The following is a 15,498-nucleotide window of genomic DNA, read 5'->3' on the forward strand; positions in this document are numbered from 1 at the left end:
CTTTCTTTCTTTTCCGGTGGTTTAGAAATGATAAGAGCGCAATCTGTTGATTAAAAGGTGTATTTTTTCGTTTGCAGGGAATTTGCAATGGATATAGGCATGACGAATTTTGGGTAAGATATCGTGCTGCTTCTCGTTACCAAGAGGTTCTTGAAGGAAAAGAAATGATTAAAAAGCTTTTTGAGAATGTCAAGATATCAGAATTTTTGCTGAAGTTTTAACACTTCAAATACAAAGAGCTGCCGTGCAGATAATGTTACAAATACAAGTCTGATAAATGAAAGCAGTTTTCATGATTTAACATGTTTGCGTTGGAAGTGTACGTATTTGCAAAGGAAAATTAGACGCAAGGTCACAATATAGGAGGGGATGTGAATCCAAAGATATTGTTAATAAAATATAAAACAAAGAGAGGGGTTAAATCATGAACAAGATCATTATAACAGCGCTACTGCTTTGCGTGGGACTTGTCGTTTCTGGTTGTGAAAAAACTTATAGCGTAGCAGAATTTAAGAAAGATAAAAAATTGATGCAAGAATGGGGAAAGAAATGCGATAAAATGGGCCCCTCTGCTTTTGCAACCAAGAATTGTCAAAATGTCATGCAAGCCGATATGGAACTTTTTCAAGAGCATTATAGAAATCTTGCAAAGGAACTTCGTGAAAGTAGCAAAAAGGGGAATGAAACTGAAAAACAGCAGGACAATAATTAAATCATAAAAATATATTGATAGCGGTATTTTTCTTTGTACGCGATTTATCATCATAGATTGGGAAAAATCGCGCACAGAAGTGGATTTTAAAATTTTTGAAAATGCACAATGAACCGAATGTACAATTTTAATCGGGTGCTAAATTGTGTCCTAAACTTTGTAAATTTGAAAAAAAGGGGAATTTTATTGATGAATAAAGCCATTATTACAGCATTGCTGCTTTGTACTGGACTTGTCGTTGCTGGTTGTGAAAAAACTTATAGCGTAGCAGAGTTTAAGAAAGATCCAAAATTACTCGAGCAATGGGCAATGAAATGCATGATATCAGGGGATTTAGATTCTCAAAATTGTAAAAACGTAGATAAAGCGTATCGTGAAGTTCATGCCCGAGATTGGCCTGGTTCGAGCTTTGTACATGATGACGAGAAAAAAACTGAAGAGAAAAAGGAAGGGAATTAAATCATGAATAAAGCCATTATTATAGCATTGCTGGTTTGTACTGGACTTGTCGTTGCTGGTTGCGAAAAAACTTACAGCGTAGCGGAATTTAAGAAAGATAAAACATTACTCGAAGAGTGGGCAAAAAAATGTGAAAAGCTGGATCAATCTTCTATGGAGAAATCTAAAAATTGCCAACATGCCAGACAAGCATATATGGAACTTATGTTTGGCATTCATTAAAAACATACAGTTCAATAAGTAAGGAATTGTTTAGTTCTTGATTCTATTGCGTTTTTTAGGATCTCTCTAACTTTTAGAGAGTCTTTTTATGGCTTCAAGAATTAGTCGTTTACGATCTGTACTCTTTGTGTAAACGGATGCTATACTGTCATTTGTTCAGCCCAAAAGTGCTTTCAATTGTAGATAGTATTTCCTCCCAATGAGTTGTTACGTGTTACTACTAATTTTTTAATGTTTTGGTTACATGTATTTAAAATATGAGATTAAATCTATCTTTGGGGTGTTTTTTTGCCTTTATCACAAATAAATGTTGCATCACATTAAGATCGTCTTTAAGCGTTGCGGCTAATTTCGGAAAAATTGGGAGGAAACATTTGTTTGGAAATTACTTTTCTCTGTTTTAATAAAGAGAAAAACATTCTGAATGTAATTATTATCGTTTCATACTCAAATGTTTTTCTCAAACTATTTTAAAAAATTGCTTTTGATTTGAGAATATTATAACATTAGTTAAGATGTGAGGCAGTTTTGCTAGGACGGTTTTGCCGGATTTGTGAGGAATTGAGCGCCTTCCACACCTTTTTATTTTTCCCCTCTCTTTTCTGAGTTTGCAAGGGTTTCCCTTGTTATTTTTTTATCTTGATTGTGTCGTGATATTATCATGTTGAGCGGTGGAGCTCATATAAAAATTTACGTATGAGGTGTTTTTTGTTCTCGAGTGTGTGATGAATATTTTTTTGAATAACACTTTTATTTATAAAAATAATTTAATTATTTTATACTGAATAAGGATCTCGAATATAGTAAGATTCTCTTATTCCAAATCTGTTCTAGGTTGAATCAATTAAAACCATCTGCTTGCACGTTACAAGCATGGAGAGCCGTGTGGATAAAAACTGTTGAAGAAAGAAGTAAAAATGCCTCTTATGAACGATCTCAAGTGCTAAAGATTGTTGCAACATTTGGGGCTGGAAAAGTGTGTGATGCTGCTGGTTTATTTTCTCATAAGGGTAAAGATGGTTTTCAATAGATTTATTATAAGCTTCATGAAAATATTATCCTTTAGAATTGTGATATGCCCTTGAAGGGGGGAGCAAGAGAAACTCACTCAATAAGGAGACAAATTATTTACAGATCGGATCTGGTAGAAAATTTCGTTTTTTAAGGTGGGAATGAAGTTGAGATTCAAGATAGCGTGAAAAGACGGACACTGATGGTTAAAAATGCATACAAAAAGCAGAGTTTACACTCAAATAGTTGCAAGCGATGTTTGAAATTTTGTGTGTGGTTTATCTGTAGAATTAAAATTTTGCTTTGCTCTTATGTGAAATTAAGATGCTTATTTGCGCAAATTACAATAAGCCAAGAGAGTATGCTTAGTATATTTCTATTACGAGAACTAAAATAACAACAAAAGTATTGATGGTGATAATCAAGGTTGAATAAAGCATAGCGGCTTTTACGAGATCAGCCATAAAAACCTCTTTCTGTTCTTTTTGAGGTGATTTTATGAATAACAATACGTTACATATCTGTAATATATGCTGATACAACATATTCGGCAAGCTTATAAATCGTTCTTTTTTTATAAAAGCTTAAGGAGTTAGAGTATTGTGAATCCTAAAAAAGAAAGCTTTAAAAGGACTAGTGATTGATTTTGTAGGTTTTGTGTTGCTGAAAACTTTTTTTATCCTGTTATGCTATAAAGCACTATCATTTATAACGATAATATAAGGTATATAAGTTTTTTTGGAATGTTTAAGTATTTTTTAGTGTGCGATGAATATTCGTAGGTTTATTTGTTGAGCCTTTCGTTTAAGTGAATCACAAGAGTGGAAGTCAAGAGAAGATCGTTTGACAAAAATTCGGACTGCGTACAGAGCCGATTGAGTTAAGATCTTGGTCCTTTAAAGTGAGCGGAGGAAGACAAAAATGTTTTTTGATCGTTTATCTCATAGCAAGATTGGTTAATGCTGTTCTAATGGGGCATGTTTTACACAAAAGTAAAGAACGTTCCAAACGAAATATACTTATGTTGTATATTAGTATATTAGTATTGCATATTTATGTACTTGTTTTAAAGAAACATCTCTCAACGCACACGACAGACATTTTACGATGACACTCGTAAATGGTATAACGGTAAATGTGACTAGTATAACAGTAAAGCTCTCGTGAAATAATATAAACTTTGAATAATATAAAAATCTGTAGAATGCTATCATCTTTATACTTATGAAAGAGCAAGTCACAATCATCGTACGCTTGCTTCCAATATTTATTATAGTTCTTGGCATTTGCTAAGGTTCATAAGAGGCATTTTTCTTTCAGCGTATTTTATCAACACATCAGGGCGTTGTTTGTGATGTGCAAGCAAGTGATGTTAATTTATTCAACATGGAATAGATTTGAAATGTGATGATTATGAAAGAGAAGAGCCGCATTTAAAAGGTTAAAAACGAGAGAAAGTTCGTAACAAAAATTGTACCTTGATTATAAAATGATTGTTTCTCTGTTTTTATACTAGTAGCGCATGTAAAGTCGCGATATTAAGAGCAAACTGTTTTATGGAGCGAAATAATCTATAGGAAGATACTGTGGAAATTCTGAAAATATCAATGTGGGGGAGCATTAAGCATTATGCATTGGATAATATTTTGATTTATAATGATAATCTATCGTTATTCAACTTGAATTAGAGCCCTGAATACTGGAATTTTTTTCATTCCAAATTTGTTTCGTGGTGAATTAACCAAAACAATGTCTTTTGCAGTTACAAGCAGGGAGCTCCCATGCGCAGAGAAATTGTACAAGAAAGGCCACGCTTTTATGAACCATCTCAAGTGCCAAGGGTATCAGAACATAAGGGGTTAGAACAATATGTGATGGTGCTGGCTTGCTTCTTTTATTAAGCGTAAAGATGGAAAGTGCTCAATGGATTTTATACATGTCATGGAAGATTTATCATTATACCATTCATGGGCCGCGGCGCGAAATAGGCTTGGGTGCACTTAAGAGATGTTTCTTTAAAACAAGCGCGTGAATATGCGATTGAAGACGTATCAAACTGATTGGCTAAGAAACTCTTGAAAAGGTTCAAAAAATCTTATATAGTCGTTCATTGCAAAGAAAAGCGAATGATAACTTAAAAAAGGAAGATTGATGGCTGTTTAGCTATTTTAAGATGTCTTTTTTTATATTGCTGTATGGCTGATCTGTTCAAAAGAGCATTCTTTTTGTGTTTTATGCGAAATACTGCATGTGTGCGGAAAGAGCATGGGAGAGGGGGTGTCTTTTTGAATGGGTGCAAACTGATCTTGTAGGGTGCCATCTTATGGGACGCCAGAAGGTATACAGGTTTAGGTGCAGAGAGAGCCATACGGTTATGGAGGGTAAAATGCTGCTATCGGTAAAATGCTGAAATTTTTAATGGGCTTACGTTTTTATATGCTGCAAGATAGGCTGCGGGTTTTTGTCGGCAGATAGTTTTTGTGGCCGAAGTTTTCGTGAGAGCATTGTTGTTTTCTGTTGAAGACGTACTGGTGATAAAATAGGCAAAGATAAAATCGGTAAAGCGAAATAGACAGAACAAATATGGAAGTTTCGATATTATCGTAAGGTTTGAGTTTATAGCGTTTTGATGAATTAGTATAGCCGCAATGATGGTTTTGGAGCAAAGCAAGAAAAATATTTGAAGAGAATGCGTTGAAAGTTGAAGTGGTATACGCTTTGAAGGATTGTCGTGCTGTTGTTTGAGCAATGTTTGCACCACGAGCTTGGTTGAGTGTATCAGCATTGAAGAGAACCTGTTTAATCTCCCTCATTTGAAAGTAAGATTGAACAATAGTGTTGAAGGGGAAGTAAAAATGTCTGTAGTGCAATATGGTGATGATAGTTTTGCAGCAAAAGCAAAAGTTCTTGATAATAATCTTATTGATCGTGATTGGGCGATGACAAAATTTGTTGCTGCTGTTAAAGGATTAGCTCAAGTTGTTGATTATGAAAGCAATATGCTAGAGAGCAGTGGTGTTCCAGATTACGAAGAAATAAATTTGCGTAAAATACGTGGTTTGCGTGATCTTAATAAATCCATGAGTGATGTGAAGCGCTATATGAATCAAGATATTGAGCATGAGGTTGAAAGTTTGTTGTCTGATTTACAAGAAAAATTACAGCGTAATAGTGAATTACTTCAAACACATTTAAATGCAGTTAATGATCTTTCTAGAGCTATACAACTATCTGGACGTGCAAAAGAAATAGAGGAATGATCAAAAATGATTAGGTAGGGCAGTTGATTTGGATAAATAGTGCGTTTAGTGAGTAGACTTGTTTTAAGTGCATTTGGGTATTTAAATTATTATCCTGTTGTACTGTAAAACGCTGTTCTTAAAACAGTGTCTTTTAAGGTGTAGTGATGTGAACCGCATGCTTTGGGAAACTGGCTGAAAGAGAACTCAGAGAAGGCGGATTATTTACAGAGAATTGTTTGCAGACTAAGTTAATAGGGGGCTTCATTTTTTAGTTTAGGGAGAGGCCGATCAAGAGGATATTTAGACCAGCCTGTGATGCCTTAAAAACAGCTTCCTTGGGGCTGTGGTAATGTAAGGTTCATACATTAGAGTCTTTTGCATGCATTTAGCAGATCTGGCAGCGACTTACTCTCCCGTGCCTTAAGGCAAAGTACCATCAGCGTTGGAGCGTTTCACGGCCGAGTTCGGGATGGGATCTGGTGCATTCACTCCGCCATAACCACCAAGTCAGCAAAAAGCATGAATGATGAAGAGTATGTGATGAGTATTGCCTATAAGCCTCATGGAGTATTGTCCTTTGAAGTGTGGTGATATGAAGCGGTTCGTTGTTTAAATCTATATGTTTGAGATAAAAATTAAAGCGGTTTAGTATTTTCTTTCTGCTGTTTTTAGTTTTTGTATGTCAGATTGGAGAGAGCATCCAGATTTGAGTGGATATATTGCGTATATCTTTGTTGGCGTAATATTTGAAATGGGGCGGCAATCTCATTGGGAAAGAATAAAGGGGGAGAAATCAGCTTCCCTCTGTTCCGCCGTTCTTTAATTTAGCTTTATGTCTTTCAAAAGTATCTAAAGCACTATCTGTTAAATAATGAAGATTCCGCATTGTTTCACGCTTTTTTTATTGTGTTTTTTACTGCGGGCATGTCCTTCATGCACGACAAAATGCTCAAAATAGAATGGATTTGTTATTCCTAATTCACGGCCTTGTTTTAAAGAGATATCTAAGCTCTCAAGTCTATTTCGTGATGGTGGTTGTGGGGCGCAACGACATCTTTGATGCAACGGCGCTTGTGAATGGTATAATAAAAAGTCCCCATGGAAATAATATAAAATCTATAGGGTACGACCATCTTTATGCTTAATAAAAGAGCAAGTTGATATTGTTATATTCTTTGCTTTCTTCCAATGTTGCTACAGCCCTTGGCACTTGAGATAGTTCATTAGAGGCATTTTTAATCCTTTCTTAATAGTTTTTTATCCCTATGGCTCTTCCCCCTTGTCACTTGCAAGAGATATGGTTTTGGTTGATTCAACATGGAACAGGTCTAAAATGAAAGAATCTTACGATATTCTGGATTCTCATTTAACATGCAAAACAATTAATTGTCTTTATAAATCAAATGCTTGTCTTATGATGGAGTTGCTGTAGCATTGAGATTTTAGAGGAAAAACATGCCTTTAAGAATTTATACCAGATACTAAGTCTTTATAGCAGGTATATTAAATGCACATCATCTAAAATAAATAGAGCGTCCACAGCGAAGAAGGGGCTGACTTTTTTAAAAATATGCATGAATGCTTATTCTGTTGTGCTGTAAAAACATCATCGCTTGAGGTGTGGTGATATAAGACATAAAACTTTATGGGGTATTTTGATGAGAGAATGCTAAGATATTCAGTTTTTTATTCAATATGCAAAAGAAATATTATAAGTCAAAATCTTCTTTGATGTGATAATGATTTTTGAGAATTTAAAAATATATATATAAATTTAAATAAAAAAGCAGCACTTTGTGCTGCCCTTTTATTTAAGTTAAAATTAACTTCTGCTTTAGAAACGATAACGTATTCCGCCAGACAAATTGGTGCCAGATACACCGGCTTTTTGCAGTTTTTGCCGATAGCTGATATCGGCGTTTAGTACGATATTTTGAGAAAGATATGCGTTCACCCCCATGCCTCCCTCAACTGAGGAGCCGGTAGGATCAACATGAAAGGTATCAGCAATTTTTATTGTTTTACCATCGCCAAAAGTTCTGATAACATTCATTTTACCATAGAAGGAAACAGCCTTGTTTTCTTCAACAGCCATTATCGTTTTTGTTAAACGTCCACCAAAACGGATCAACCATTGATGTGGATTGCCCATGTCTACTTTTAAGCCATTGGTATCTGAGAAAATATCAAACATGAGATTTTGATAAATGAATTGAGCTTGTGGTTCAAAGACCAGCCCTTTTGTATTGGTTGCTAATTTCTGACCAATGGTTGCAGATATATTAAGCATCTCGGTGCCATCCAATTTTGCGGCATTCCCAACAAGAGCCGTGGTAATATTTCCTTTTAAGGTTCCGTAAGAAAGAAGTGTGTTTAGATATATACCATTGCTATGTTGGATGCTGCTGTAAGCGGCAAGAGACCATTTATCAAGAGTTGTCTTTTCAGAATCTTGCATCTCTTTGGGCGTAAAGGCAAGTTTTCCGTATGTTCCTAAAAGACCAAAATGTGTGCTTATGTCTTTACCTTCCAAGGCGGCTAATATGACACCTATTTGTAAAGCAGTATAGTTTACATCAGCACCATAGCCATAATGTAATGGATCGCGGTTGGAAGATAAGGTGACTTTCTCGCCGTAGGAAGAGAAAAAGATACCATTTTTTTTATTGTCTTTTGCCCCAAATACTATTGTGCGCATATTATCTAACAACGCGTTTTGATTGTTTACATCAGTAAATCCAGCAGAAAACAAAGTATTAGATATGGTTAAATAGTTTGCTACCTGTGGTAAAAGGGCTCGAACCTTTTTATCCTTATCAATGTAGGCATTCTGTAAGCGAAAATCCCAGAAATTACTGTTTTTACCAAAAAGATTTTGGCTCTCATGAGATGTTCCAGGTTTATAGCCTGTAAGTACATACTTATAAGGTTGTTTCCCTATTGTCATATAGTTTCCTGCTAACGTGAAGGAATTTTCATTTGCTTGTCCGGAAACTTGAATGATTGAAATCCCATGTGTCCCTAAAGGAAGTGACGCCATGCGTTCTTCCCAAACAGCAGAGCTATCGGTTATTTTTTTATCTGTTTCTTGGAGATTGATGTGAACAACAGTACTCCCTGAGACATCACCATTAATCACAATGCGATCAGTCTGTTGCTCCGTGATAGGAGAATGTTTATTCCATTGAGTATTTACATAAATTTCTGCAACACCTGTTGCACTGTAAACCGCTGCTGTGTGGGTCGTTTCGTCTTCTTGCGAAAGATTAGGTCCTATAAACAGAGTTTGATAATGTCCCTCCACTGGCTTGTCAAACATAATGACACTGTCTGTAAGGTGCAATTCAGAAAGATTAGAGTATGATTTTTCATCAACATCAAACTGTCTATAGTCATTTAAAATATTATCATTATTTGTGGCATTTTTATTCGCCTTTAAAAGCCATTTCGTCCCCTCTTTTAGATCAAAAACTGTTCTATTATCTTTAGAAGTTCTTACCCGACCTTCTAAAGAAGAGTGGTCTGCAACTAATGTAATAGTGTTTGTGGAGGCACTTTCGTTCTTTATATTTTTTAATAAAATATCGGCATGGACTTCTGAATTTTTAAGGTTGACTTCTCCGTCTACGCCTGTTCCATAAAGGTTGATACCGCTACCATGTTCAACAAAAAGCTTTGTATTCTCTAGGGTTACTTTATCTTTATTAGGAATAGCTTGTTCTTGAACGACATTGTTATTCCTTTCAGCATTGCGTGTATATTGTTTTCTAGGGGTATAGTATTGATTATTGCGGAAAATAATACCGTCTGCTTCATGATTTCCCGTGACATGTACGCTTGAATCCTTAAGTTTGATTGTGCCCCTCATGTTTAGCAAACCAGCTGTTTCTGCTGTTGCAGTAATACCTGTAGCATCAATTTCTCCACCATCTGATACGCTTAGTGCAACAAAACGTGCATCAACTGTTCCCCCTATCATGTTGACTTTTGAATTATTTCCATCTGCATGTACAGCAAAACCATTGTCTTGAATTTTTTTGTTATGTAGCGTTATGGTCTTACCGTTTGTAGCCTCAACTCCAGAGCTTATATCCTCAGTTTGTGCAGGTTTTTCAGGTTGTTTTGTTGGCGATATTGGTTTTTCAAGCTCTGATTTTGCAGATACCTTTTGTGTTGAGGCAGATTGCACGGGCGCTGGTTTTATGAATTTTGGCGGTACCGGTAATGCTGATTGTCCAGTTTCTAGCCTTAAAGATATTGGCTGTGCGAGTTCTGGTTCTTTAGGCGTTGGCGATAGCTCTGTTGTTAGTCTTGTAGCTTCCGTGCTTGTAGGTTCTGACTGTGAGGATACAGCAGAATTTTCGGGCGTTTTTTTTCTGGAAGAGTTTGTAGAAGAGGATGGCGCCCCTGAACGTCTTCTAGATTTTGCTTCCATTCCTGTCGTTGAAGCTGTTCCTATCGCTGGAGATTGTGTAATAGTGTCTTGTGTGGCTGTAGGGGTAGATTGTACATCTTCTGTATTTCCTTCAAGTTGCGTTTTGGGAGGTAGAGTGCTCGTGGAAGTAGGCGTTGTAGATTCACTCCCTGTAGGAGAAGAGCTTCTGGTCGTTCTTGTAGACCTAGATGTTGAAGGTGGATACGAAGATGATGCATTTGAATAGGGATTAGAAGTTCTGGATGCACCTATTTGATGAGTGGGTTGCAGAGAAGAGAGAGCTATCGTAGGTTGTGTATTCGTATCATGAAGAGCATTAGACAAGCTGGTGGAAGAACAAAACAGAACTCCAGAAACTGTGTATAGTAAAAAACTTTTTTTCATATGGATGTATTCCTAAATGTTTCCCCTCTCTTAATAGAAGATAAAACCTTGGCCTCATTATGTTTATTTTGTAAGAGACAAAACGAAACATAATGAGAGCACGTTATATTTCAAGATAGGAATATAAGTATTTTTAAAAGTGATAGCGCATTCCAGCGGAAATATTTATTGCAGAGATGCCATCTTTTTTGAGTTTATGTTGATAGCTGAGATCACTATGAAGCTCGATATTTTGCGATAAGTGCGCTTGAATACCAAAACCACCTTCGATTAAAGATTCCATAGCAGCAAACGGAAAGTTTTCACTAAAAGTGTTGATCATGTTCAGTTTGCCGTAGAAGGAAAGGGCATGGCCTTTGTTTTGTGTCAAACGTCCACCAATACGGAGCAACCATTGATGAGGTTTGCTTATGTCTATTTTAGAGTTATCGCCATCTGATTTAGAGTTATCGTCATCTGAGAAAGAGCTCCTATCTGATAAAGAACCAAGCATGAGACGTTGATACACAAGTTGTGCTTGCGGTTCTAGGATTACACCTTCCAAACTGGTTGACAGTTTTTGACCAATAGTTGCAGCGGCTCCTAATGTTTTACTATTCTTCACTTTTGAGGTATGTTTGATGAGAGCTGTGGCGTTATTTTCTTTGAAAATCCCATAAGAGAGAAATGCACTTGCATAGATGCCACTGTCATGCTGAATATTTCCATATGCGGTGAGTGACCATTTATCAAACATATTTTTTTGAAAGCTCTCCTTGTTTTTAGGAGTAAAAGATAATTTTCCGTATGTTCCGAAAAGGCCAAAGTTGCTGCTGATATTTTTATCTTTTAGCGCTATTAATGTTGCTCCTGCTTGCAATGCAGCATAGCGAATATCTGCTTGGACACCATCTTGTTCTGCTTGAACCTTGGAAGAAAACGTGCTCTTATTGCCATAAGAGGATAAGAAAACGCTTCTTTCTGGATGATCTTTGGGTTCAAACATTGTTATTTGCATATTGTCTAACAAGATATTTTGATTGTTGACATCACTAAACCCAACAGCAAACATCGCGATAGGCATGACTAAAGAGCTTTCTTCTTGTGGTGTAAGAATTGTTCTTTTTGCTGTCCCTTCAAGAGAAGTAGAAGTTGCGGTTGCTTTATCATCATCTGTAAGTTTAGAGGTGCTCTCTGTAGCCGCGGTAGCGGTATTTCCAACTTTTGGGAGCAAATTCATATGCGCTTTTTCGGATGGAAGAGTCGTTTTCGATTCCGAGGAAGTGGTGTTTGTTTGGGGATCAATATCAGATTGCGAATTTTCATTTATTTTAGGCTGTCTCATTCCATGATCTGTTCTTGTGAATGAATTGTCCTTTGAATTATCCTTGTGTTGGGCAGCAACATGAGCGGGTGGTAATTTATCACTAGAGCGTCTTTGTCTTGTACTGGAGACAATAAGAGGTTGTCTATTCTCTTCAGATGAAGGAGAGGTTATATCTCCTTTTCTCTCCACGTTGGTTATTTCATTATTGTTCAAAGCTTCTAATACCGCTTTGCGTAAAGTATTGGAAAGTTCCTTGTTGTGTTCTTGTAAAGCACTATCTATTTGTACTGCTTTATTTTGCAGTTCAAACCAATTATGATTGTCTTGGCTCACCCATTGTTGGCGCGCGGTATTAAAACGCTGTTGATTATCAGCATCAAGAATTTTTTCTGCTTGCACGGCATCGGAAACTACTTTGTCGTAGCCACGTAATAAATTTTCTCTTGTTTTTAATCGGTTCTGACGTAATTGTTCAAGGTATGCTATGGCTTTCATCATATGTTGCATATCCAGATGGTGTTTGTTTGCCATGGCTTGGGTACGTATATTATCCATTTCGTGGTTCACTACGTTCATATGTGCATCAGAACCGTAACGACTTTCACCTGCAAAAGAGTTGTTAATCGTATCTCTTACACGATCCATATGATTTTCAAGTGCTTGGTTGAAGTGCGAATTATCTTCCATCATGGCGCCAGAGGCTATCTTCTCAAGATTTTTTTCTGCTTGTGTTGGTGTGTTTATTGAATCAATGGCATGGCGATATTGTTCAGGTAATTTCATGATCCCTTCAAGAGCATGGCGTTCCTGGTGGCTTAGACCAGAGTCGGTGCTGGTAGATGTGAAATTAAAAGAAGAAAAAAATAAAGCACAAGCGGCTGTACATAACAAAATATTCTTATGCATAGAGATGTTCCTTAAGATATTTTCTTTGTTTTGCTAAAAATGAACCACTTTTTGACACATTGCGTTTTTTTGTAATGTAGCAAAATATAAGCAGCACTGTTTTTCATCTCAGCGCTGCTTACGCGTCAAAATAGAGAGCTAAGATTTCTAAAAGCGATAACGCATTCCACCGGAAAAATTAATTCCAGAGAACCCAGCTTTTTGAAGTTTATGTTGGTAATTAACGTCAGCATGAAGTGCGATATTTTTAGAAAGCTGCGCGTTAATGCCAAGCCCACCTTCAAGGGACGAGCCCATAGAATCGAGATGGAAAGATTCCATAACATCGATAGTGCGCTTCTCACCAAAAGCTTTGATGACATTCAATTTACCATAAAAAGAAAGAACACGATCTTTTTCAATAGGAAGCATTGTTTTTGTTAAACGCCCTCCAATACGGACCAACCATTGATGAGGGGGCTTTATATTAACTTGGAAGCCATCAATATCTGAAAGAGTGCCAAAGGCAATATGTTGATAAATAAGTTGTGCTTGTGGTTCAAATGACACTCCTTCAACACCAGTTGCTAGTTTTTGTCCAACGGTAGCTGATATATTTAATGTATCCGTATTGTTTAATTCTGTGGTGTTGCCGATAAGGGCTGTTGTAATATGTCCGTTTAAAATGCCGTAAGAGAAAAGTGCATTAACATAGAGACCACTGTCATGGTGGAGGTTCCCATAGGCCGTAAAGGACCATTTATCCAGTATGCTTTTGTCAGAACCTTCCATATCCTTTGGCGCAAAAGCGAGCTTTCCATATGTGCCTAAAAGACCAAGATTCGCGGTCATATTTTGATTTTCTAACGTTGCTAATGTCATGCCTGCTTGTATAGCAGCATAGTGAACATTAGCACCATAACCATATTCCAATGGACTACGGCTGGAAGATAACGTCATCTTGTTGCCATAAGTCGATAAAAATATCCCTTTCTGTTTATGACCTTCTAATCCGAAAACTGTTGAGTGCATATTATCTAACAGTGTATTTTGATTGTTTATATCAGCCAAGCCAGAGGAGAATATTGCATTATGCATAACCAAATAGCTTGCCATTTGAGGAACAAGAGCTTTGATCTTTCCTTCATCATCGAGAGTCGCACTTTGCAAGCGGAAATCCCAGAAATTCTCATTTTCTTCCAAGGGAGCTTGTCCGTTGTTTTCTTTTCCAAGAGATGATGCATTGGTATTTTGCGCATCTTGCTTTTTTGATTCTTGTGGTATTGCGCTTAAATGACTTTGTGCCCTATCAGCTTTCCCACGGCTGGATGTTGGTCCATAGCCATTGAGTATGTATTTATAGGGTAATCCATCCATTGTGGTGTAGCCATTTGCCAGCGTGAAGGCGGTTTCTTCTGCTTTTCCAGACACTTGAACAAGTGAGAGACCACGCGCATTCAAAGGAATTGAATCTTCTTCATCATCGAATGGTTCTGCATGCTTTGAAAGATTGTTGAAATAGATCGTTGTGGTGCCTGAGACATCACCATGAACAAGAACACGGTCAGTTTTTTGTTGTTCTTTTGTAAGACCATTACTCCATTCGGTATTAAAGTAAATCCTTGCGTTGCCCAATGCATTGTAAACCGTTGTTGCATCGGAGCTTCTGTTTTGCTCTGCTTTTTGTGGATGTCTTCCTACATGCAAGGTTTGATAATGATTGTCTGCTAGTTTATGTGGTGCGTTAAATATGATAGAGCTATTATTAAGGTTTAAGACTGAAACGATTGATTGTGCACGTTTCTTAAGATCAAGGAGCTTATAATCAAATAGACTAAAACTATTTTCCAATTCAAATAGACTAATTTTTAAATGCCACTTGCTGTTATTGTTTAGGGTGAAAACTGTTGTATTTTGAGGAAGTGTTTTTGCTCTTCCTTCCATAATCGAATTATCAGCGTCTAATGTAAAAATAGTAGGTTGAATCTCGACGAATGGTGAGACTTCATTTTTTAATAACACATCAGAGCGAATTTCTGAGTTTTTAAGGTACACTGCGTTAGTTTTAGAATAATAAGGTCCGAAAATACCTACACCGTCGTTTACAAGAAGTTTTGTATTATTAAGAATTGCCTTGTTTACAACTTCTTCTCCTTCTTTTATTGTAGAGCTTAGAATATAACCAAAATTGATACCATAGACTTTGCTGTGGCCTATGACTCTTAATGTTGAATCTTCAATATGGATTATACCGTTTTTGAGTGACAAACCATGCTCTTCTGCCCTTCCTACAATTCCTTTGGCATTAATTTGACCACCTGACGTTGCAGAAAGCAAAGTAAAGCCTGAGTGCATTGTTGAGTTTGTAATGGTAATATGACCTTTTTTAGCAACCACGGCATCATACTTACCACGAACAAAAACATTATGAAGGCTCTTCTCTTCTCCATTAGCTACTTGGACCGTAGGAATCTCAAGAGGTTGTCTATTTGCATAAGTTGGAGCAAAATGAGAAAAAATGAAAGTTCCAGCAATTGTACATAACAAAAAATTTTTCTTATAAATATATTTCTTACACATAGATATGCCTTTAGTATTTGGTATGCTTTGATGCTTACTTCATTCCCCTGATGGCGCAAGTACCCAGTCAGTTTTTTATATCATTATGTTTTTATTGTAAATAACAAAACGAATATTAAATTTTGTTATTTATCGTTTTAAAATTGGTCTTATAAGAACTTTTAAAATAGAAAGCGCAATGCAGTGAAGATGGATTTCAGAAAACCTAGCTTGATAAGTATTTTTGTTTTAAAGTGCTAAGAACCAAAATATTTTGCAAGGA

At 36.5% G+C, this 15,498-nt stretch carries 8 protein-coding genes and 1 rRNA gene; 5 read left to right on the forward strand and 4 right to left on the reverse strand.

Annotation, left to right across the window (positions count from 1 at the left end; genetic code table 11):
- Positions 1–424 precede the first annotated feature (424 nt).
- The 5 genes from PVV63_RS05185 (at position 425) to PVV63_RS05205 (ending at position 5,664) form a co-directional block, all read left to right on the forward strand.
- On the forward strand, positions 425–712 hold the full coding sequence (locus PVV63_RS05185) for an EexN family lipoprotein (RefSeq protein WP_273790970.1): 288 nt from the start codon (positions 425–427) through the stop codon (positions 710–712).
- A gap of 189 nt (positions 713–901) precedes the next feature.
- A complete protein-coding gene (locus PVV63_RS05190) occupies positions 902–1,171 on the forward strand; it encodes an EexN family lipoprotein (RefSeq protein WP_273790971.1) in 270 nt (89 codons plus the stop codon).
- 3 nt (positions 1,172–1,174) lie between these two features.
- Positions 1,175–1,393 (forward strand): EexN family lipoprotein, encoded by a 219-nt coding sequence (locus tag PVV63_RS05195; protein ID WP_273790972.1) that lies wholly within the window; start codon positions 1,175–1,177, stop codon positions 1,391–1,393.
- 883 nt (positions 1,394–2,276) lie between these two features.
- Positions 2,277–2,423 carry a hypothetical protein gene (locus PVV63_RS05200; protein WP_273790973.1) on the forward strand — a complete coding sequence of 49 codons (147 nt, stop codon included), beginning with the start codon at positions 2,277–2,279 and terminating at the stop codon, positions 2,421–2,423.
- Between the two features lie 2,836 nt (positions 2,424–5,259).
- Positions 5,260–5,664 (forward strand): flagellar protein FlgN, encoded by a 405-nt coding sequence (locus PVV63_RS05205; RefSeq protein ID WP_273790974.1) that lies wholly within the window; start codon positions 5,260–5,262, stop codon positions 5,662–5,664.
- Positions 5,665–6,038: 374 nt separating this feature from the next.
- Here the strand turns inward: PVV63_RS05205 and rrf are convergent.
- The 4 genes from rrf to PVV63_RS05225 all read right to left on the reverse strand — a co-directional run bounded on the left by rrf (position 6,039) and on the right by PVV63_RS05225 (position 15,236).
- Positions 6,039–6,153, reverse strand: a 5S ribosomal RNA gene (gene rrf / locus PVV63_RS05210).
- A 1,327-nt stretch (positions 6,154–7,480) separates the two neighbouring features.
- Positions 7,481–10,465: an autotransporter outer membrane beta-barrel domain-containing protein gene (locus PVV63_RS05215; protein WP_273790975.1), complete on the reverse strand. Its 2,985-nt coding sequence runs from the start codon at positions 10,463–10,465 to the stop codon at positions 7,481–7,483.
- Between the two features lie 133 nt (positions 10,466–10,598).
- Positions 10,599–12,677, reverse strand: a complete 2,079-nt coding sequence (locus PVV63_RS05220) for an autotransporter outer membrane beta-barrel domain-containing protein (RefSeq protein ID WP_273790976.1) — start codon at positions 12,675–12,677, stop codon at positions 10,599–10,601.
- Between the two features lie 147 nt (positions 12,678–12,824).
- Positions 12,825–15,236 carry an autotransporter outer membrane beta-barrel domain-containing protein gene (locus tag PVV63_RS05225; protein ID WP_273790977.1) on the reverse strand — a complete coding sequence of 804 codons (2,412 nt, stop codon included), beginning with the start codon at positions 15,234–15,236 and terminating at the stop codon, positions 12,825–12,827.
- Positions 15,237–15,498 lie beyond the last annotated feature (262 nt).

The sequence above is a fragment of the Bartonella sp. CM31XJBT genome, assembly GCF_028618555.1.
Taxonomy (GTDB): domain Bacteria; phylum Pseudomonadota; class Alphaproteobacteria; order Rhizobiales; family Rhizobiaceae; genus Bartonella.

What these genes read in the sequence shown, in the direction of transcription:
- PVV63_RS05185 (WP_273790970.1), top strand. Translation starts at nt 425, where the DNA reads ATGAACAAGATCATTATAACAGCGCTACTGCTTTGCGTGGGACTTGTC.
- PVV63_RS05190 (WP_273790971.1), top strand. Translation starts at nt 902, where the DNA reads ATGAATAAAGCCATTATTACAGCATTGCTGCTTTGTACTGGACTTGTC.
- PVV63_RS05195 (WP_273790972.1), top strand. Translation starts at nt 1,175, where the DNA reads ATGAATAAAGCCATTATTATAGCATTGCTGGTTTGTACTGGACTTGTC.
- PVV63_RS05205 (WP_273790974.1), top strand. Translation starts at nt 5,260, where the DNA reads ATGTCTGTAGTGCAATATGGTGATGATAGTTTTGCAGCAAAAGCAAAA.
- PVV63_RS05215 (WP_273790975.1), bottom strand. Translation starts at nt 10,465, where the DNA reads ATGAAAAAAAGTTTTTTACTATACACAGTTTCTGGAGTTCTGTTTTGT.
- PVV63_RS05220 (WP_273790976.1), bottom strand. Translation starts at nt 12,677, where the DNA reads ATGCATAAGAATATTTTGTTATGTACAGCCGCTTGTGCTTTATTTTTT.
- PVV63_RS05225 (WP_273790977.1), bottom strand. Translation starts at nt 15,236, where the DNA reads ATGTGTAAGAAATATATTTATAAGAAAAATTTTTTGTTATGTACAATT.